Genomic DNA, 18591 nt, shown 5'->3' with positions numbered 1-18591 from the left:
GAATGAGGAAAACCTATCCCTATATATTTCCTGCAATGGTCTATGGACTATGGACCATCAACTATCGACTATTTAACAACATTCAAATCCTTAATTCCGGAGGCGATAGCCCTGATACCGTTATACATCGAATCCTGAACGGGCAGGTATGAGTAGCGTTCGGGCTGAGCATGCAACAGCCGTATGTACGGCAAAAAAATACCCGGCTCATCTTTGGCCAGGTTCAGGTACAGGGTTTGGATTTTTTTAACAAAATCCTTATTCAAATCATTACGGGCAACAATCGGGCTGCTCACTATGGGCTGTGATTGCCACAACACCTTAATATCTTCCTTTTTCACTACGCCCTTGCGTTCGGCAATCTCCAAACCGTACTCGGTAGCCGAGCAACCAACATCTACCTTGCCCGATGCCGCGGCCAGTACCGAAGCCACGTGGCTGCCTGCAAAAATGGTTTCCTTAAAAGCGTTTTTATCTGGATCTAAACCAAGAGTGGTTAAATAGGCGCGTGGGATGAGATGGCCTGAAGTTGAAGCCGGGTCGGCAAAGCAAAGCGTGATGTTTTTGGCGCGGGTTTTTAAATCGGCAATGCTGTTGATGCCGGTATGTACGTTGGTGAAAATGATACTGTGATACATGCTTTGCCTGCCATCTTCGCCGGTGGTTATTATAGGGGTAATATCATGTTTTTGCGAGGCCAGCACGTACGAAAACGGGCTTAGATAGGCCAGATGGGTTTTCTTAGCCCGGATGGCCTGAATAACCGATGTATAATCGGTAGTGTAAATAAACTCTACGGGCATGCCGAGTTTGCTTTCCAGGTATTTTTGAAAAGGTTTTACCGCGCCTTTCAAAGCGCCGGGATCGTCGGTACCATACATGGTGAAGATCAGTTTGCCCGGAATGCCGTTAGCATCCAGGTCGGCACTGTTGCCGCAACTGCCAAATATGAGCAGCATGATTAAAAAACACAGGTTTGTTATCAGTTTTCTCATCTTTACAACTTTTAAAACCGCTTATTTACTTCTGTTTCAGATCTTTAATTTTTGATGCGATCCTGCGCAGCGAGTTATACGCCGAATCCTGCACAGGCACGTACGACATTTGACGCGGATCAGCCCAGTACAACAGCACGTACTTTTTAAAAGCCTCATAATCGTCGCGGTTGGCGTTAACGTAGGCTTGCTGCACTTTTTTGATAAAATCTTTGTTGAGATCGGTGCGGATAGCGATGGCATCATTAATAATAGGCGGCGATGTCCACAGTATCACAATCTCATCGCGCTTAACCGCACCCTCACGGATCAGTTTATCTAATGCCAGTTCGCTCGTGGAACACCCTATATCAACCTTTTCGGATTTAACACTTAAAATTGCCGCGGCATGGCTGCCCGCAAAAATGCTTGCTTTAAAAGCCTTATCCGGGTCGAGGCCGATAGAATCAAGATATCCCCGCGGCACAAGATGCCCTGAAGTAGAGGCCGGATCGGCAAAGCAAAGGGTGAGGCTTTTGGCGTGGGCCTTAACATCGGCCATGGTTTTTAGCCCCGTTTTTTTATTGGTGAAAATTATGCTGCTGTACACCGTGGGCTTACCCTTAATGCCGAGTGTAACCAAAGGTTCCAAACCCGGCTTTTGCGTTGCCAGAATGTAAGCGTAAGGTGTAAGGTGAGCCATGTGGATTTTTTTTGAACGCATGGCTTCTATCAACGCGGGATAATCAGTCGTATAAAAAAACTCAACCTCCATTCCTAATTTTTTCGAGAGATAAGCGGCAAAAGGATCCAGCGTTTCGCGATATTGAGCCGGGTTATCACCACCATACGATCCGATGAGCAGTTTGCCGGGAACACCATTGGCATCAAGGGAGGCCTTGTTTTTACAGGCACTAATGGTCATTGCAACCAAACCTGCCAACAGCAAACGAATAAACGCTTTCATATCAGTTTGCCTTTAAGCTTTTAATACCACCTGCAATTTTGCGCAGGCCGTTGTACAGAGTATCGTTGGATACCATGTAGCTGCGGCGCGTGGTATCTTTAATAAAGATTTTTACATAGGCTTTCAATATCTCAGGGCGTTCCTTATTCATGTCGAGATAAGCCTGTTGGATGCGTTTTTGCAGATCTTTATTTAATTCGGCCTTGGCAACTATAGGGTCGCTCACGATGGGGTCGGATGTCCAGAGAATACGGATATCGTCATCGTTTATCATTTTGGCCTTGGTCATCAACATAAAAATGAGGTTGGTTGTGCAGCCGATATCTGTTTTGCCCGATTTTACTGATAGTACCGAAGTAAGATGGTTACCCGCAAAAATGGTTTGCTTAAAAGCTGTGTCCGGGTTTAAACCGATGCTGTTTAAATAAGCCCTTGGGATGAGGTGGCCCGATGTTGATGCGGGCTCTACAAAACCAAGCACCAGGTTTTTTGAATGCGCCTTCACATCATCCATAGTTTTGATATTACCGTGCGCGTTGCTGATGATGACGCTTTTATAGGTTACCGGCTTACCGTTATTGCCCAGCGTAACCAGTGGGTTAAGCTTCATGGTACGGGTAGCAATAACGTAGGCGAAGGGCTGGATATCGGCAATGTGGGCTTTGTTGGCACGCAAAGCCTCGATAACGCCGGTATAATCGTTACTGTAAACCAATTCTACCGGCATATTCAGTTTCTTCGACAGGTAATCGCGCATTTGCTCCCGAACCTGTTTTATTCCTTCCACTCCTTCCGATTGAACTACGCCAATGGTAAGGGTTTCAGGCACGCCGTTGCTATCCAGCGCGGTTTTGTTTTTGCAGGCCGCAAGTGCCGTTAAAGCGATGAACGCCGCGGCGGTGATCAGTTTTTTCATAGGGGATGATGATTAACAATATTTATCGATGAATACTTCTAAATTGAGCAGATCGTCAAAATTTTGTTCGAGGGTTTCGCGGTCCCAGTTCCACCATTGGCTGGCTAACAGTTTTTCGATAGTGGCATCGTCAAAGCGTTTTTTAATCACTTTGGCAGCAACGCCTACCGCTATTTCATAAGGGCCAACATCTTTGGTAACCACTGCGCCCGAGCCTATGATCGCACCTGTACCGATGCTAACCCCTGGCATAATCACCGCGCCATGACCAATCCACACATCATGACCAATGATACATTTATGCTCCCTGCGCCATTGAAAAAACTCCTTGTCATCCTCACCTAAACCATAATGAGACCGGCGATACGTCATGTGGTGCTGTGTTACACGCCATTTCGGGTGGTTGCCCGGATTGATGCGCACGCTGTTGGCGATGGAGCAATATTTACCTATTTCGGAGTAGATGATCTGTACGTTGCCTGCGGTATAGCTATAATCGCCAAACGTTGATTCAACCAGCCAGGTACCGGCACCGAGGGCTGTCCACTCGCCAAGGCAGCTGTCTTTCACCATACAACCGGGTTGGATATAGGGTTCCCGGCCCAACTGGTGTACTTGCTTTTGTTCGGTAACCGGAGGGAAGTTTTCAAAATATTTCATCACTAAAAAAGCTGATTAAAATTGATGAACGGGGTAGTTATCCTTCTTCATAAAATCGGCCAGGTGGTGGTATCTCCGCAGGCCGGTTAGCGCTATATTGAAATAGTTTTCCTCCATAGCCAAACCTTCATTAATCTCGTTAACCACAGTAGCCAAATGTTCTTTCTGGTTTTTATTGAGGTTTTGTTCGATATAACTTAACGTGATATGACCGATGAAAGGGCGGGTCATCCTCACATCCAGCTTAGCCAGTTGTTCATCAGCATAAAAAGCCGAGCGAAAATTGACTATCTGGCTATAATCACCCTCGTCTTCAAAAACACCCAAAATACCTATAGCGGTGCCAAACACACTCAAACCCGCCATTTTCATGCGGATAAGCGATTCGCCCTCGGTTGAGGGGATGCGCTTAAAAGCGTTGGCAACAATGGATGGATAAGTTTCTTCGAGCCCGGCATTGAGGATGTGTTGCTTAAACCTATCGGCAGATAAAGTATTGGCTACGGTTTGATGAAAACTCTGTGGCGGGAGCTGGTAAAAAGCGGTACGTGGCGAGAGGTTTAAACTCAGCTCCTTTTGTACAGCGATGAGGCGGGCGGTAAGCGGTTCGTTGCCTGGGTTTTCGCTCAGCATTGACACAACGGCAAAACCTTCATATTCCAAAGGTTGCCAGCCATCGTTTTTATAAATGAAATTGCCTGCAGGGCGGGCATCCAAAGCCCGTTCCCGGTTCCTTTCGGTCGAAATTTCGTGGAGCTGCCTTTGGTTGTAATCCTCAAAGGTTAGGTCCATAGTGCCCGCTGTTGCCTGCTTATAGCTCATTGGTTAATGATAAATTATTATCGGGTTGATAGTCCTTATTATAATTTATTTTGTTGCTGGCCTGTGCCACCATATGGCCGCGTACAATGGTGTGCGTTACCATGGGGATGCCGTCAAGCAGTTTTACAATCACCAAATCGGCGTCTTTACCGGTTTCAATACTGCCGGTATGTGTGCTGATGCCAACCGCTTTGGCCGGGTTAAGGGTAGCCATTTTCACAGCGTCGGGCAGCGGCATACCCTCTTCATTATATAACTTAAATATAGCATGAATAATAGCCGGCGGGTAATAATCAGAACAAAGCGAATCAACCGCGCCCTGCAAAACAGCATCCTTCATGTTCAGGTTGCCCGATAATGAACCGCCTCTTAAAATATTGGAAGCACCGCCAACTACGTGCATGCCCAATTTGGCGGCATGCTTAGCTGTCTCCATAGTAATAGGAAACTCGCAGATATCGATGCCTAAACCGCGCATATAATTCACTTTCTCCACGCTGTCGTCATCGTGCGATGCTACGGGGATGTGCAGTTGTTGCGCGTGTTTGATCATCGCTTCCAGTTTTTCTTCCTTGATAATTGGCATGGCCAGTTTATCAATAAAAGCCTGTTCGGCTTCCTCGGCCGATTTGCCCATTTTTATGGCAAAAGCTATAAAATATTCCTTGCTGATTTGCCCCTGGCCCGGTGTATGATCCATTACCGATAACAGTTGCACATAGCCTTTATCCATCAGCTCAAAGCAGCTTTCGTAAGCTTTTACGCCCGATAGTTCGAACCTTAGGTGGATCTTGTTATTTAAAAGCGTACTGCCTTTTGCCGCGCGATGGACGGTTTCAAAAACCTCATCACGGGTGTATTTGCTGCGCGAGTGCATTTCGGCCATGTCATAACCCAAGTGCATGGAGTGATAAACGGTAGTAAAACCACAACCGCTCATTTTTCGCTCCAACTCGCGGAAGGCCACATTGATAGGGATATCGGCACCTGTACGCGGTACAATTTCGGCATCCATAGCATCGGTGTGGATATCGATAATGCCGGGCATCAGGATATCACCCTGTGCATCAATAGTGTATTCCGCAAGTTGCTCATCAATTTGCGGGGCTATGTGGGTAATAATGCCATGTTCTACCAGTACCGAAGTATTTTGGAGCACTTCGGTTGGAGTGATTACTGTGGCATTACTGATAATGAATGATCTCATTTTGTTTATTTTTTTATTCCCTCCCGGGGGGGTGTGTTGGATTGTGTTGTGGCAGGGAGGGGTTTGTACGTCTTGCTTATTCGCTATGCCTGGCGATGAAACCCCTCCCTACACCCTCCCAAGGAGGGAATCGCACAATCCCGTGCTTTTCTTATTTCGTTCTTTGTAAAACAACCATTCAACCAATCAACTTAATCAACCACTCACCTCCCCTCAAACAACCTCCACCTCATTGATCCTGCCAAACTGCAGATCGATCCTTCTGTCGCACAATCTCTCCAAAGTATATTCATCATGTGAGATACAAAGCACCGAAGTACCGTTTTGCTTCAATCCCAATATCATATCAATCACTACATCCTTGGTACGGGCATCAAGCGAAGCGGTAGGCTCATCTATCAACAAAAACCGTGGTGAGGCGATGATGGCGCGGGCCACGTTAATGCGCTGCTGTTCGCCGCCGCTAAAGGTTACCGGAAAGGCATCAAACAGTTCGCCGGGGAGGGCCAGCTCTTCCAGCATTTCTTTAGCTTTGCTGCGGGCCACTTCTTTATTTTTTTCTACTCTGAACAGATTTTCACAAACCACATCAACGGCAGTTACACGGGGAATTACGCTTAAAAACTGTGAGCAGTAGTTTATCTCGGTTTTACGGAGCTCAATAACCCTGTGGTCATCAGCTTTTACTAAATCAAGGCTGCCATCGTTCGATTTGTAAATAATTTCGCCCGATGAGGCCAGGTACGTGCGGTAAATGCACTTCATCAAACTCGATTTCCCGGAACCCGATTTACCGGTAAGCCCAATGATCTCGCCCTCCTTCATCGTAAAATTGATATCGGCAAGGGCCTCAATTTTTTTATTGTTAAGGATATGCAGGTTGAATACCTTGCTCAGGTCGTTAACTTCTAATATGTTCATTACTTTATATCAGCCTGTATGTGTTTATTATAACAATGAGCTTACCAGCAGTTGCGAATATTCGTGCTGCGGATCCTGTAGGATCTGGTCGGTTAAACCGCTTTCTACAATGCGGCCGTTTTTCATTACCATCACCCTATCGGTAAGCATGCGGATCACCGACAGATCATGCGATACCACGATCATGGCAATCCCCAAATCGGTTTGCAACTCGCGGATCAGATCCAATACTTTAGCCTGTACCGATACATCCAAACCTGTAGTTACCTCATCCAAAAACAACAACGGCGGATTATTGGCTATGGCTTTAGAGATCTGCACCCTTTGCTGCATACCGCCACTGAATGTACCGGGGCGGTTATCCATCCGTTGCACCGGAACTTCAGTTTTGTTAAGGAGATCAGAGGCCCTTGCGCGGATATTGCCAACGTTCATCTGCCCGGCCATGATCAGCTTTTCGGCAATGTTGCCGCCTGATGAAAAGCCGAAGTTCAACCCGTCGCGCGGGTTTTGGTACACCATGCCCATCAGGTTGTTACGGATGTATCGTTTGCGCTGGTTCGATTCCTGAAGAATATCGCTCAGTCCATCGTTGTAAGGCTTAAGCCAAGCCGCGCCAAAAGTTTTTTCCAGATCGAAGTACAGCATTTTCACCACCGTGCTTTTGCCCGATCCGCTTTCGCCTACTATGCCCAGTACTTCACCGGGATATAAGTCGAAGCTGATATCAGCACATGCCACAATACTCTCGGTTTCGGGGCAGATGTTGGAGCCAAACTCCGGACCGGTTTGCGCCAGTGTCCGCTCATTTGGTTCGCCGTATATTTTGGTCAGGTTGCGCACGCGCAGCAACCAGTTATCCTGGTTAAAGGCCATATTCTTGCAGTTGGTCTATGTATTTATTGCTGTATTGGTGGGTTTCCTGCTTTTCGGTTTTCTTATCCAGGAAGTTGCTGTCGCTGATCACAAATTTGCGGCTGCCATCGTCCGAGTAGATCTCATCTAAAAACGCTTTCTTATACCCTGTTTTATAGCACTCGCTTTTGCTGAAATCTTCTATCTCAAAGTTTACATCCTCAAACTCCAGTGGCTCTACATCAGTAAAAGGTGGTACCGCGTACAGGCGCTTTTCCCGGCCTGCACCAAATAAAAACAAGGTTTGTGCCTGGTTCAGGTTCGGTGTATCCCAACGTGGGATCGGCGATGGCGACATGATATACCTGCCGTTCACCATAACCGGGTAACCGGCACCCTGCATAATAGCCCCGTGACGCACGTATGATTCATATAGCGATACGTACATTTTGGCGTAATCCGCCTCGGCATGCATTTGCAGGGTTTTGTATTCGTAGCGCTCTACCATACGCAAAGGCTCGGGCAATGGCACCTGGAAAACAATGATCTGCTTATCGGTCAGTTCCTCCTCGGTAATACGGTGGCGGGTTTGGATCAGGGTGGCTTCAGCGGTATCGAAAGTGGTTTTGCAGCCGGTCATCCCGTTTACAAACTCGCGCAGGTTACAGGCGTTTACGCTGGCATCGCTGCCCTGGTCAATAATTTTAAACACATCTTCCTTACCAATAACGGCGAGGGTAATGTGCAAACCTCCCGTACCCCATCCCCGCGAAATAGGCATCTCGGGCGATGAATACGGCACCTGGTGGCCGGGGATCGCTACAGCTTTCAGCAGCTTGCGGCGGATCTCCTTTTTGGTAGCCTCATCAATAAAGGCAAAATTGTATTTGTTGGCGTACTTGGTATTTTCAATCATGATAGGGTGCTTTAAACCGATGCCATCTGGATCATTTGCTGTTCAACCTCTTTGTTATTTTGATTGCTCCGCTCAACCGCCGCGCGGGTATTGCTCAGGCTGGACTGGAAAGTAACATAGTGCGGCAGCTTGAGGTGATTGGTAAAACCCATGGCCTCAACGCCTTCGGTATGGTATAGTACAAACTCCTGATCGTTTGCAGGGGCACCCATTTCGGGGCGGCGCATAGCGCTATCCAGTGTGCTCATACAAATTACCTTAGTTTCGTTATGGCCAAAACACAGGCCGTACCCAATGGTAAAGTATGGCGGAGCACCTTTTTTGGCGGCTTTGCTACCGGTTATCATCTCGTTTTCGGTAACCTCAATTTTGCCGATGTAGCGTTTGCGGCCGCTGGCATCTTTTATATGCACAGGCACGGTGCCGTAGCGCAATTCACCAACGGTTGGATGTACGCTGCCAAAGCCACGCTGGCTGCTATAACCCAGAGCCATCAAACCTCCTGTTTCGGCACGGGCCATCATCTGCAACCTTGCCGAGCGCGGGGCCGGGAATTTGATCGCTTCGCGGGTAATATCTATCAGCCGGCGATCTTCCGTTTCATCGGGCGGGGCTAATAAACTTTCCTGTTGGAGCAGGTCGATCACTTTGCCGAATGTGCTGATCCCTTCCAGTTTTTCAGGATCAATTTTGGCATCAAACCCATCTAAAAAGGTATTTATATCTATAGCAGTTTCGGTAGCCTTAGCGGTATCAAGTGTACGTTGAGTATAATCGCGGGTTGGGCCAAGAATTTGCCCGCCAGGAATTTCCCGGAAGGATGCCGAGATTTTGCGTTTCACAAACATCTCGCGGGTATTGATCACATAAGAATAATAATTGCGTTGTAAGGTTGTACGGAAAGCCCTTAAAATAAACGCGGCTTCGTATACATCGCCTTCGGCTTGTTTCAGGGCTATGGCCGCGTACTCGGGGGCGTAGATACCGCCCTCGCCCATCACCTTATCAATAGCCAGGCGCATCTGCGCCCTAATCTGTTTAATATCAATCGGGGTAGTATCGCCCTTTACACGGTAAAACTCCGCCAGTTCGCCTGCATTGTGAATGGCTTCGGTACCGCCCTTTACTGCTACGTATCCCATGTTTTAGTTAGTTTTAGTGTAAGTAAACTTGTTGCTGCGCGGAATGCAGAGCAGGTTGTTTTGCCTGTCGGTAATAATGAGGTCAATGCCCAGCGGGTATTCGATGTTTTGCTCTTTCACATAATCCAACAATTCAGGGCTGATGCCCTTAACCCATACCACGGCTTCACCATTTACACCGGGGCCTTGCAGATTTATCTTCAAAGAATCTATAATAACTTCAGTACCTATCAGTTCGGCAGCGGCAATCAATGTAGCGCTGTCTTCGGGGTAAACCGGTGTGCCAACGCGAGCTTCTTCTAAACCATGGCCATCATGATTTTCGGGCAAAAAGATATAATCGGCCATATCTATACCCACTTGTTGGGCCGCTGTGTTCACCAACAGGTAAGTAGCAATATCTTCCATGTTTTCACCTATAATGTGATAGTTGGTATCGGCATTCAATAAAGCAAAGCCGGTAAGCGCGGCAGCCTGGTCTAAACCGGCCGGCGGTAAAATATCCGATGAGGAAAAAGTATTTATCTTTCCCGGACGCGCCATGCTATCCAACAGCAAACGAAAATGCTGTTGCGCATCAAAAATGGTATCGTAGTGTAGTTCGGTTTGCATATTATTCCTGTTCCATCAGTTTAAAATCAACGCGGGTGCGCATGATCTGGTTATATTCCAATTGTTCGGCCTTGCGGATCAGTTGTAGCTGTTCATTTAAAAAAGCATATATAACTTGTAAATCGGCACCAGGGAGTTGGGTAAGCGCATCAATAAAGCCAACGCAATAAGAACGGACAGGCTCATCGCCTAAACAAATGCCATAACCACGCTGGCCGTTCACTAAAATCTCACATTCGGTGGTCAGCGCCTCTCCCAGGTAAAACTCCTGGAACTCTACCGAGTCTTCAGCCTGGATCATGGTCATGCAGGTTGAGGGGGCTTTGGCAATGGTTATATCAAAGTTTTCTTCAATCGAGGCAACGAAAGCCTGGAGCGGTTCCAGCTCGCACTCGCATAATATAAAGTCCTGTTCTTCCATCGGGGCTTAATGATTTGAATCAAAATTAGCCCGCAATTATTTGGATATAATTAGGGAAGGGATATTGTTTTGTTAGGGGATTGTTAGGTGAGCCTTCTATCTACCACGTCATTGCGAGGCACGAAGCAATCCCCTATATACAAGGCGAACTTGCATGGCCGCTCTGCTTATCGGGGATTGCTTCGTGCCTCGCAATGACGGCTTTAAGATGGTTAGCGATTAAACAAACCGCTCATTAAACCTATAACCCACCGACCTCACCGTCTCCACTGCATCCTTATACTCGCCTAACTTTTTCCTTAACCCAGCAATCTGCACATCAATAGATCTTTCGGTAGCAAAATACTGCGAGCCATTAATCCGCTCGATGATCTGGTTGCGGGAAAAAACCTTACCGGGTTGTTTGGCTAACAATTCGAGTAGCTTAAACTCGCCAATAGTTAGTTCTAACAGCTCATTATTAATGTACACTTTGTAGCTAACGAGGTTCATGCGAAGTACGCCGCATTCGATGGTTTCTTTAATCTCCTTCCGGTTATTCGTAGTGTCCTCACTACTTTTACGGCGGAGGATTTTTTTTACACGGCTCATCAGTTCGCGCATGCGGATGGGTTTGGTCATATAGTCTTCAGCACCAACTTCGAGGGCGGTTACGGCATCTATCTCGTCGTTTTTGCCGGTGAGCATTACCAGGGGGATATCGCGGGTAGATTGGCTCATTTTGAGGTTGCGGCAAAGTTCCAGGCCGTCCATTTCGGGCAGCATCCAGTCGGTTACCAGCAGGTCGGTGTTATCAGCGTTGATGTATTTGAGGGCATCGACCGCGTTGAAGAACATTTTAACCTCGTAGCCTTCCTGCACCATGTTGTGTTTCAGGATCTCGAGGATATCGTAATGATCGTCGATAATAACAAGCCGGTGTTTTCTCATAAGCTATTTTTACCATCACGATATTAGCGAACACAGTTAAAGTAAAGATTAGCCCATTGTTAAATCCTAACAATAAAAAGCTCATTTTCTGTTAAATCATTTCCCAAAAAACACAAATCAAACCATTTGCTAATCATTGGCTAATATTCACACAATCCTATATTAAAATATCCATCAATCACAATCAGTTTATATCCGTTTGCCTCATGTTTAATATAAAACTAATGCTAACCTAATAATTACTGAATGTTGATTGTACAATTTAGATTCCTGATATTGCCTTTGTGGAAAACGTTAAAATTATAACCATAAACACGTGGAAATGTGATGGTGATTACAGGCTGCGCATGCGCATACTGGCCAGGCAACTGAAAGAATTAAAACCCCATATTATAGCCTGCCAGGAATGTTTTTACAGTGAAGAAGCAAAAGCCGACACCCTGAAATTTTTGGCCGCCGAACTGGATATGAACTACTGCTTTTTACCCGGACGATCAAAAAAACGCCTGTTTGAGGGGCACCTGGTTAATAGTACCTCGGGCCTGGGTGTATTATCGCTTTATCCCCTGAGCAAATTTAAACAGATCGATTTACCTGTTGTTCCGGAAGATAACGACCGTAAAGCTTTTACGGTTTCTGTTAGCCTGCCAGTTGCTACAAACATATTGCTAACCACCACTCATTTAACCCACCTGGGCCACGCCCACGGTTTAAGAGAAAGACAGGCCGAAGCGCTGGCCGCTTTTGTAAGTACAGATGCCAGTCACCCCTATCACATCATCTGCGGCGATTTTAACGCCACGCCAGATTCGGATGAAGTGAAAGCTTTTTTAGCAAAATCACGCGCGATTGATTGTTATACTGCCGGTAATGGTACCGAACCGCATTACAGCCTTACCGACGCTTATTATAAAGCCAATAAACAGATCTGTATTGACCAGATCTTCTCTCTGCCCCTGCCAAACGGTGGTTACCCAACGTTTATTAACTCGGCTGTGACATTAAATGTGCCCGATGATGAAAGCGGCCTTTACGCAAGCGATCATTTCGGCATCACCACAACCCTTGTTATCGATTAGATGAAAAAGGTGCCCCATGTTTTAGCTATCAGCAGTTTCGCCGTTCATGGAACGGCAAGCTTAAAATCTTTCACCACTATTTTGGGAGAGAGGCTGCTGCCGGTACCGAGCCTGCTTTTAAACGGGCTAACTAACATGGCACTCATTAAAAAGTTCGATCCGCCTTTTGCTGAATTGCTTCAGGGCACATTTGAACTGGCTGCTAATCGCGGTCTTGAACTGATTCTTTACATTGGTTACCTGGGCAATGCCGCTCAGGTGGCTGTGATCAGTGAAATGATAAGAACATATCGCCCGATCATTAAAACCATTATTGTGGATCCTGTTTGCGGAGATCATGGCAGGGTGTATGTACCTGCTGATATAATTACGAGATGGCCGGAGCTGATTGCCCAGGCGAATATGGTTTTCCCGAATATAACCGAAATAAAACTGTTAACCGATTATGCACCCGATGCCTCAGATGTGGATGACGTTTGTATCGATCAGTTCAGGCAGCGTTTTCATAAGGCTGATTTGGTCATTACCAGTCTTAAAACCGGCGATGATGCAATTGGGATTCGTTATTACGGCAAAAACGGCTTGTACAATTACCTACATCCGGTGCAGCCCCAAAACTTTGGCGGCACAGGCGATGCATTTTTAGCCCTATTTATACTGCAGCACTTTTTTAATGGTTTAAACACCGAAGATGCGTTAAAACAAGCCGCAGATCAAACGCATCAGTTAATTGGCAACACCATCCAACAAAACTCAACCGACCTTTTACTCTCAACTATCAATAAAATATGAGTAAGTTATTTTACGTTATCGGCCCATCAGGTGCCGGTAAAGATACCCTGATGAACTACGCCCGCCAGCAGATTAACGGATCAGAAAACGTGATCTTTGCCCACCGGTATATCACCCGGCCGCCGTTTGCCGGAAGCGAAAATCATGTAAGCTTAAGCAATGAAGAGTTTGAGCTGATGAAAAAAGGTGGCATGTTTGCACTGCACTGGGGAAGCCATGGTAAATATTACGGCATTGGGCAGGAAATTAACAACTGGCTTAATAAAGGTTTTAACGTAGTGGTTAATGGCTCGCGGGAGTACCTGCCTGTTGCCCAACGCTTATACCCCGATCTGTTTGTAATTTTAATAACTGCCAGTGCCGAAGTGCTCATCAAGCGCCTGGCTGGCCGCGGCCGCGAAACGGATGAGGAAATAGCCGCCCGTATTGCCCGCACTGCCGGGCTCGACGTTAACCTTGAAAACTGCACCACCATACAAAACAATGGAGGGATTGAAGATGCGGGTAACGAACTGGTAAGCCTTCTATCGGCAACTCAAAAAATACTTATCTAAGCAAAATATGAAGATCAGGATATTATCCGTTGTTTTGGCCATATCGGCAATGCTGGGTTCCGCCTGCCATTCGGTTAAAAAAGATAACGGCGCAGAGGTCTCCGAACAAACCAATATGCATAGTGCTTACGATGATAGCACACTTACCAATCGCGTACTGCCGGTTGTGATGCCCTATAACCGCATTATTGATCCGGCAGGAAAGGTGATTAGCTTTGGTGATCCTAACCTTGAAAATCATAGCCTCGACGTAAAACTGATCCCCGAAAGCACCATACTGGCAGTTGAAGACCGCTATGGCATCACACTGATTGATACAGTTAAAAGCAAAGTGATAGCCAAATGGACTTTCACCGGCGATAAGCAATACAACGGCCTGATGAGCACTTATTCGGGCATTAAAGTTTTAAAAAAGGGCGATAAAACGCAGATCTTCTGGAGTGCATCAAACGGCGGCAACCACAAATCGTTTGTAATGCAGGCCGCCTGGGATGGCGAGAAGATCAGCATAGAAAATGCGTTTCCGTTTAGCCCGGTGGCACCTTCACCATTGGCACTGCCTAATGAACTTATTATCAACAACGAAAACGGAACCGATTACCTCTATGTAGCGCTGAACGGTAATAACCAACTGGTTAAAATTGATCTGAACACCCGTAAAACTATATGGACAAAGCCAACCGGCGTGGCACCTTACGGCTTAGCTATTGTTGGCCGGCATATTTTTGTTACCAATTGGGGCGGCCCGATGCCTACCGATACCGTAAGACGCGAAACAGCCGGCGTTCCTTACGGAAACACTTATGTTGACCCTAAAACGGGCGCAACCCTATTGGGAACCGTGCAGGTTACCGATATCAATACAGGTGATATGGTAAAAGAAATCCCGGTAGGTTTACACCCCAATGTTATCATCAAAAGCAACGACAATCGCTTTTTATATGTAGCCAATGCCAACAGCGATAATGTATCGGTGATCAGTATCCCCGATTATAAAGTAGTTGAAAAAATCCCGGTACAACTTACAACAGCTAAAAACAGTTACATAGGCGATTCGCCCAATGCGCTGGCCATCAATGATGAGGGCACAACCCTGTATGTTGCCAACGGACTTGATAATGCAGTGGCGGTAGTTCAACTGGGTGCAAAAGCCTCAACTGCAGGTGCCGGCAAATCAACCATAAAAGGTTTCATCCCTACCGAAGCTTATCCGGGCGGTTTACTGGTTGATCACAACTCGCTGTTTGTAACCAATTTGGAAGGTGAGGGTTCACGCATCAGCACTAAAGAATTTAAATCGGAAGTTCCGGATAAGGTTACGGCTTATAACTCGCACCATGAAAAAGCTACCATTTCTGTCATCCCGCTACCTGATGAGCAAAAGCTAAATCAATATACAGAAAAGGTAAAAGCGCTTAACCTCACCTTCAGGCAAGAGATAGCCCAACAGCTACCACGTAAAAACATTGCCCCAAAACCGATGCCCGAACGCATTGGCGAACCATCGGTATTTAAACACGTGCTATACATCATCAAAGAAAACCGCACGTACGACCAGGTTTTAGGCGACCTGCCACAAGGCAAAGGCGAACCGTCACTATGTATTTACGGCGATAAAGTAACTCCCAACCAACACCAGATAGCCCGCGATTTTGTACTGATGGATAACTATTATGCATCGGGCAAATGCTCGGCCGAAGGCCACCAGTGGACGGATGCCGCCATGGTTACCGATTATGTGGCTAAAAACGTAAGGGCATGGTTCAGGAGCTACCCCCACGTACAGGAAGACGCGCTGGTTTATGATAGCAAAGGTTTTATCTGGAATAATGCTGCCGATCATGGTAAAAAAGTAAGGATCTATGGTGAAGCTTCAACGCCGCATTACGATGAGAAACTAAGCTGGACGGAGATCTACAACCAGTACCAGGCAGGCACACCATTTAAATTTCATAATACCAGCACCATATCGAGGGTAAGACCCATGCTATCGCAAAACTACCCCGGCTCCGACGAATTGAAAATAACCGACCAGATCAGGGCTTCGGCATTTATTAAGGAATTGGAAGGATATGAAAAACAACCCGGCGACGAACTGCCCGAACTAATGGTAATGGCCCTTTCAACCGATCATACCCAGGGTACCCGCCCGGGCTTGCCTAAACCTGAAGCCATGGTAGCCGATAATGACCTTGCTTTAGGCCGCATTATTGAAGCGTTGAGCAAAAGCCGTTTCTGGAAAAATACAGTTGTTTTTGTTACCGAGGATGACTCGCAGGCCGGCTGGGATCATATTTCTGCCTACCGCACTACCGGCTACGTGATCAGCCCGTACAGCCAAACGCAAAAAACGGTATCAACCAACTATAATCAAACCTGCGTAGTACGTTCTATCGAACAGATATTGGGTATCCCGCCTATGAATATCATCGACGCAACAGCCCTGCCAATGTTTGATTGCTTCGGACCGAAAGCATCATCATATACCTATAAGGCAATTCCTAATCGTATCCCGCTTAATGATATGAACCCAAAACTGGCTTCATTAAAGGGGCCGGCATTATATTTTGCCAAAGCATCATTACGGCCCGAGTTTAACCATATTGACGGAGGCAACGACGATTTATTGAACCGCATTTTATGGTACGCCGCCAAAGGTAAAAAGGTATACCCGGCGAAGCTTACAGGCAAACCTGTAGCCGACGACGATGATGATTAATACTTAAAACGACTTCACAAATCCAGATGATTTGATCTCGTAGCCCATTTTTTTATAAAAAAGATGGGCTATTTTTCTGTCATCCCGGTTACCGCTATTGATAAGCACGGTACGCAGGCCCTGTTGGGCGGCGTAGTCTTCCCAGGCTTTAACCAATATTTTGCCTACGCCAAGGTTACGGGCAGTTTCCTTAACCACAAAAGCCAGTACGCGCAGATAGTTGCCATTTTTTTCGTAATACAAACCCTTTTGTAAACCGGCCAGGCCTACAATTTCATTGTTATAAACAGCCAATAAAGTTCTGTAATCCGGGTGGGCGAATATGGCTTCCATGCGGGCCTGCATATCGGCAAGGCTGGTAGGATAGCTCATATCGGTCATTAACTGGGCTATGGTTTCAATATCGGCCGGGGTGGCGTCTCTTAGCGTTATCTGATCGGCGGGCATATTGCAAAATAATAATTATGGCAGGTTAAAACTCCGTATTAATTATTAGCGGTTTGTTAGCGGGGATTTAGATGTGGGTAATGGGAGGAAAAATAGCAATTCGCATAATTTACTCACCCGGTCTACGCTTCGCCGGACCACCCTCTCTTCGGCAAGCCGGAAAGAGGGTTGGGAATATAGAAATTATAACTATTACGTTTCCCCTCTTTGCGCTTGCACAGAGAGGGGTGACGAGCGCAGCGATGTCGGGGTGAGTAATCTTCGCTTACCTCAACGTAGCAAAATTATAAAACTGCAACCTACCTGTACCCTGTACATTAATGGTTTTAGTTTCACTTGCACCCTGTGCATTTTTCAGCGTAATACTGATCTTATTATCCCCCTTTTGCAGCGGGATCCGGGTATAGGAAATGTAAGCCGGCAAACTTTGCCAGTTACGGGTATCGGCTTTTTCGGATAACAAGCTGTATAACTGTATACCATAACTCAGGCCTTCCAGCCAGCCATTGGTTTTTCCATCGCTTTTAGCTGCGGCCCTTACCGAGTATTCGGCCATTTTTTTAACGGCAACCCGCGATAAGATCCCTCCCAGTTCTTTTAAGGCACGTTGCTGAAGCGTTTTAAAAGCCAGTTCGTTAATGTTTTCGGCCTGGGTTAAATAAGCTTCCTGCCCGTTGTTAGTGATTGTGGCACTGGTATAGTACGGTGTTTGAGCTACATATTTAGGATAAGCCACGTTCAGGCTTTCAACCGATTTGGTGTTTACCTTCCCTCTGTCGCCGGTATAGTTAAATGGGACTACAATACCGCCTCCAGCATCAGAGAAAAACAGATCGCCATCGCTGTTCCTGATCAAACTAAAAAACATATTAACCTGGGTTTTAACAGGCGCGAGACCATTCTCCCAAAAAAATATCAGGTCGCCGCCTTCTGATGGTTTGCCGGGCTGATAGCTGATGCCGAATGTTTTTTCAAACTCATCGGCTTCGGTGGTAAAGCCGTTCAGTTTAGCGGTGCGGATCACGTCCTGCTCTAAACCTACCGGTATGGTAGTACCGTAGTAAGTTTTATCCGGGCTTTTGAGGTAGATCTCGGCAGCATTACGGTATGATATAAAAGCGTTGTTAACATCGTTATTGGCCTCGTAAAGCATTCCCTGTAGCATCAACGAAAAAGCATCGTCGGTGTAGCGGTTATCTTTATTATTGAATTTATCACCCTGTTGCTGCGATTGTAATGTAATACGGCGGGCCTCAACAATGGCTTCATCCGTTTGGTTCAGGTAAATATAGTTGAGCGCCTTATAATAGTGGATCATGAATTTTTCAAAATCCTCGCCTTTATAGTTTTGTGAAGCGGAGTTGAGCAAAACGCCAACGGCCGCGTCAGACGCGCCGCCCAAGCCCTGATCCAATAGTTGATCGGCCTCGTTAAAATATTTATTGCTGTTATCGTATTCGCCCCTTAGGTGGCTGATGCGGCCTTTCTCCATCAGGTATAACAGCTTGTTGCGCGGCTTCTGGATAAGGCTGTTGCCATCGAGGTCTTTTTCGGCCTGGGTATAATTACCGGCCGATACGCTTTTATAGTAAGGTGCCACACTTTGGTTATAGGTGGCGCAGCCCGATAACCAAAACATTAGCCCAATAAAAGCAAA

At 46.5% G+C, this 18591-nt stretch carries 19 protein-coding genes; 4 read left to right on the top strand and 15 right to left on the bottom strand.

Annotation, left to right across the window (positions count from 1 at the left end):
• Nucleotides 1-68: 68 nt before the first annotated feature.
• The 13 genes from HYN43_RS03800 to HYN43_RS03740 all read right to left on the bottom strand — a co-directional run bounded on the left by HYN43_RS03800 (nt 69) and on the right by HYN43_RS03740 (nt 11343).
• Nucleotides 69-995, bottom strand: coding sequence for a phosphate/phosphite/phosphonate ABC transporter substrate-binding protein (locus HYN43_RS03800; RefSeq protein ID WP_119408193.1), 927 nt, complete (start codon nt 993-995; stop codon nt 69-71).
• A 25-nt stretch (nt 996-1020) separates the two neighbouring features.
• Nucleotides 1021-1941 (bottom strand): phosphate/phosphite/phosphonate ABC transporter substrate-binding protein, encoded by a 921-nt coding sequence (locus tag HYN43_RS03795; RefSeq protein WP_119408192.1) that lies wholly within the window; start codon nt 1939-1941, stop codon nt 1021-1023.
• 1 nt (nt 1942) lies between these two features.
• Nucleotides 1943-2857: a phosphate/phosphite/phosphonate ABC transporter substrate-binding protein gene (locus tag HYN43_RS03790; RefSeq protein WP_119408191.1), complete on the bottom strand. Its 915-nt coding sequence runs from the start codon at nt 2855-2857 to the stop codon at nt 1943-1945.
• 12 nt (nt 2858-2869) lie between these two features.
• Entirely contained in the window at nt 2870-3517 is a 648-nt protein-coding gene (locus HYN43_RS03785) for a DapH/DapD/GlmU-related protein (RefSeq protein WP_119408190.1), read from the bottom strand.
• 15 nt (nt 3518-3532) lie between these two features.
• Complete coding sequence (locus HYN43_RS03780; protein WP_119408189.1) at nt 3533-4339, bottom strand: hypothetical protein; 807 nt, start codon at nt 4337-4339, stop codon at nt 3533-3535.
• Nucleotides 4329-5546 (bottom strand): alpha-D-ribose 1-methylphosphonate 5-triphosphate diphosphatase, encoded by a 1218-nt coding sequence (locus HYN43_RS03775; protein ID WP_119408188.1) that lies wholly within the window; start codon nt 5544-5546, stop codon nt 4329-4331. The genes HYN43_RS03780 and HYN43_RS03775 overlap by 11 nt, the downstream gene beginning before the upstream one ends.
• Nucleotides 5547-5759: 213 nt before the next feature.
• A complete protein-coding gene (locus tag HYN43_RS03770; protein WP_119408187.1) occupies nt 5760-6467 on the bottom strand; it encodes a phosphonate C-P lyase system protein PhnL in 708 nt (235 codons plus the stop codon).
• Nucleotides 6468-6494: 27 nt separating this feature from the next.
• A complete protein-coding gene (locus HYN43_RS03765; RefSeq protein WP_119408186.1) occupies nt 6495-7343 on the bottom strand; it encodes an ATP-binding cassette domain-containing protein in 849 nt (282 codons plus the stop codon).
• Complete coding sequence (locus HYN43_RS03760) at nt 7333-8238, bottom strand: alpha-D-ribose 1-methylphosphonate 5-phosphate C-P-lyase PhnJ (RefSeq protein ID WP_119408185.1); 906 nt, start codon at nt 8236-8238, stop codon at nt 7333-7335. The genes HYN43_RS03765 and HYN43_RS03760 overlap by 11 nt, the downstream gene beginning before the upstream one ends.
• Before the next feature lie 11 nt (nt 8239-8249).
• Nucleotides 8250-9380: a carbon-phosphorus lyase complex subunit PhnI gene (locus HYN43_RS03755; protein ID WP_119408184.1), complete on the bottom strand. Its 1131-nt coding sequence runs from the start codon at nt 9378-9380 to the stop codon at nt 8250-8252.
• A 3-nt stretch (nt 9381-9383) separates the two neighbouring features.
• Nucleotides 9384-9992, bottom strand: a complete 609-nt coding sequence (gene phnH, locus HYN43_RS03750; protein ID WP_119408183.1) for a phosphonate C-P lyase system protein PhnH — start codon at nt 9990-9992, stop codon at nt 9384-9386.
• Between the two features lies 1 nt (nt 9993).
• Complete coding sequence (locus HYN43_RS03745) at nt 9994-10413, bottom strand: phosphonate C-P lyase system protein PhnG (RefSeq protein WP_119408182.1); 420 nt, start codon at nt 10411-10413, stop codon at nt 9994-9996.
• A gap of 219 nt (nt 10414-10632) precedes the next feature.
• Nucleotides 10633-11343 (bottom strand): response regulator, encoded by a 711-nt coding sequence (locus tag HYN43_RS03740; protein WP_119408181.1) that lies wholly within the window; start codon nt 11341-11343, stop codon nt 10633-10635.
• A gap of 284 nt (nt 11344-11627) precedes the next feature.
• On the opposite strand from HYN43_RS03740, the gene HYN43_RS03735 reads away from it, so the two are divergent.
• Genes HYN43_RS03735 through HYN43_RS03720 form a run of 4 tightly spaced genes read left to right on the top strand, consistent with a single transcriptional unit; the run spans nt 11628 to nt 16487 of the window.
• Nucleotides 11628-12422, top strand: coding sequence for an endonuclease/exonuclease/phosphatase family protein (locus HYN43_RS03735; RefSeq protein WP_119408180.1), 795 nt, complete (start codon nt 11628-11630; stop codon nt 12420-12422).
• On the top strand, nt 12423-13214 hold the full coding sequence (locus HYN43_RS03730; protein ID WP_119408179.1) for a bifunctional hydroxymethylpyrimidine kinase/phosphomethylpyrimidine kinase: 792 nt from the start codon (nt 12423-12425) through the stop codon (nt 13212-13214).
• Nucleotides 13211-13768, top strand: a complete 558-nt coding sequence (gene phnN, locus HYN43_RS03725; protein ID WP_119408178.1) for a phosphonate metabolism protein/1,5-bisphosphokinase (PRPP-forming) PhnN — start codon at nt 13211-13213, stop codon at nt 13766-13768. The genes HYN43_RS03730 and phnN overlap by 4 nt, the downstream gene beginning before the upstream one ends.
• A gap of 7 nt (nt 13769-13775) precedes the next feature.
• Nucleotides 13776-16487, top strand: coding sequence for a bifunctional YncE family protein/alkaline phosphatase family protein (locus tag HYN43_RS03720; RefSeq protein ID WP_119408177.1), 2712 nt, complete (start codon nt 13776-13778; stop codon nt 16485-16487).
• Between the two features lie 3 nt (nt 16488-16490).
• Here HYN43_RS03720 and HYN43_RS03715 read toward each other — a convergent pair whose 3' ends face one another.
• Both HYN43_RS03715 and HYN43_RS03705 read right to left on the bottom strand, forming a co-directional pair.
• The gene (locus HYN43_RS03715) at nt 16491-16934 is read right to left on the bottom strand and encodes a GNAT family N-acetyltransferase (protein WP_119408176.1); all 444 of its coding nucleotides are present in this window, start codon (nt 16932-16934) and stop codon (nt 16491-16493) included.
• Between the two features lie 265 nt (nt 16935-17199).
• A complete protein-coding gene (locus HYN43_RS03705; protein ID WP_245447148.1) occupies nt 17200-18573 on the bottom strand; it encodes a COG3014 family protein in 1374 nt (457 codons plus the stop codon).
• Between the last annotated feature and the right edge of the window lie 18 nt (nt 18574-18591).

It is taken from the genome of Mucilaginibacter celer (assembly GCF_003576455.2).
GTDB lineage: Bacteria > Bacteroidota > Bacteroidia > Sphingobacteriales > Sphingobacteriaceae > Mucilaginibacter > Mucilaginibacter celer.
Note: the sequence above shows the minus strand (reverse complement) of the source record. Positions and strands in the feature narration are given on the sequence as shown.

What these genes read in the sequence shown, in the direction of transcription:
- HYN43_RS03765 (WP_119408186.1), bottom strand. Translation starts at nt 7,343, where the DNA reads ATGGCCTTTAACCAGGATAACTGGTTGCTGCGCGTGCGCAACCTGACC.
- HYN43_RS03720 (WP_119408177.1), top strand. Translation starts at nt 13,776, where the DNA reads ATGAAGATCAGGATATTATCCGTTGTTTTGGCCATATCGGCAATGCTG.
- HYN43_RS03715 (WP_119408176.1), bottom strand. Translation starts at nt 16,934, where the DNA reads ATGCCCGCCGATCAGATAACGCTAAGAGACGCCACCCCGGCCGATATT.
- HYN43_RS03770 (WP_119408187.1), bottom strand. Translation starts at nt 6,467, where the DNA reads ATGAACATATTAGAAGTTAACGACCTGAGCAAGGTATTCAACCTGCAT.
- HYN43_RS03785 (WP_119408190.1), bottom strand. Translation starts at nt 3,517, where the DNA reads ATGAAATATTTTGAAAACTTCCCTCCGGTTACCGAACAAAAGCAAGTA.
- HYN43_RS03800 (WP_119408193.1), bottom strand. Translation starts at nt 995, where the DNA reads ATGAGAAAACTGATAACAAACCTGTGTTTTTTAATCATGCTGCTCATA.
- HYN43_RS03790 (WP_119408191.1), bottom strand. Translation starts at nt 2,857, where the DNA reads ATGAAAAAACTGATCACCGCCGCGGCGTTCATCGCTTTAACGGCACTT.
- phnN (WP_119408178.1), top strand. Translation starts at nt 13,211, where the DNA reads ATGAGTAAGTTATTTTACGTTATCGGCCCATCAGGTGCCGGTAAAGAT.
- HYN43_RS03775 (WP_119408188.1), bottom strand. Translation starts at nt 5,546, where the DNA reads ATGAGATCATTCATTATCAGTAATGCCACAGTAATCACTCCAACCGAA.
- HYN43_RS03705 (WP_245447148.1), bottom strand. Translation starts at nt 18,573, where the DNA reads ATGTTTTGGTTATCGGGCTGCGCCACCTATAACCAAAGTGTGGCACCT.
- HYN43_RS03795 (WP_119408192.1), bottom strand. Translation starts at nt 1,941, where the DNA reads ATGAAAGCGTTTATTCGTTTGCTGTTGGCAGGTTTGGTTGCAATGACC.
- phnH (WP_119408183.1), bottom strand. Translation starts at nt 9,992, where the DNA reads ATGCAAACCGAACTACACTACGATACCATTTTTGATGCGCAACAGCAT.
- HYN43_RS03730 (WP_119408179.1), top strand. Translation starts at nt 12,423, where the DNA reads ATGAAAAAGGTGCCCCATGTTTTAGCTATCAGCAGTTTCGCCGTTCAT.
- HYN43_RS03740 (WP_119408181.1), bottom strand. Translation starts at nt 11,343, where the DNA reads ATGAGAAAACACCGGCTTGTTATTATCGACGATCATTACGATATCCTC.
- HYN43_RS03780 (WP_119408189.1), bottom strand. Translation starts at nt 4,339, where the DNA reads ATGAGCTATAAGCAGGCAACAGCGGGCACTATGGACCTAACCTTTGAG.
- HYN43_RS03760 (WP_119408185.1), bottom strand. Translation starts at nt 8,238, where the DNA reads ATGATTGAAAATACCAAGTACGCCAACAAATACAATTTTGCCTTTATT.
- HYN43_RS03755 (WP_119408184.1), bottom strand. Translation starts at nt 9,380, where the DNA reads ATGGGATACGTAGCAGTAAAGGGCGGTACCGAAGCCATTCACAATGCA.
- HYN43_RS03745 (WP_119408182.1), bottom strand. Translation starts at nt 10,413, where the DNA reads ATGGAAGAACAGGACTTTATATTATGCGAGTGCGAGCTGGAACCGCTC.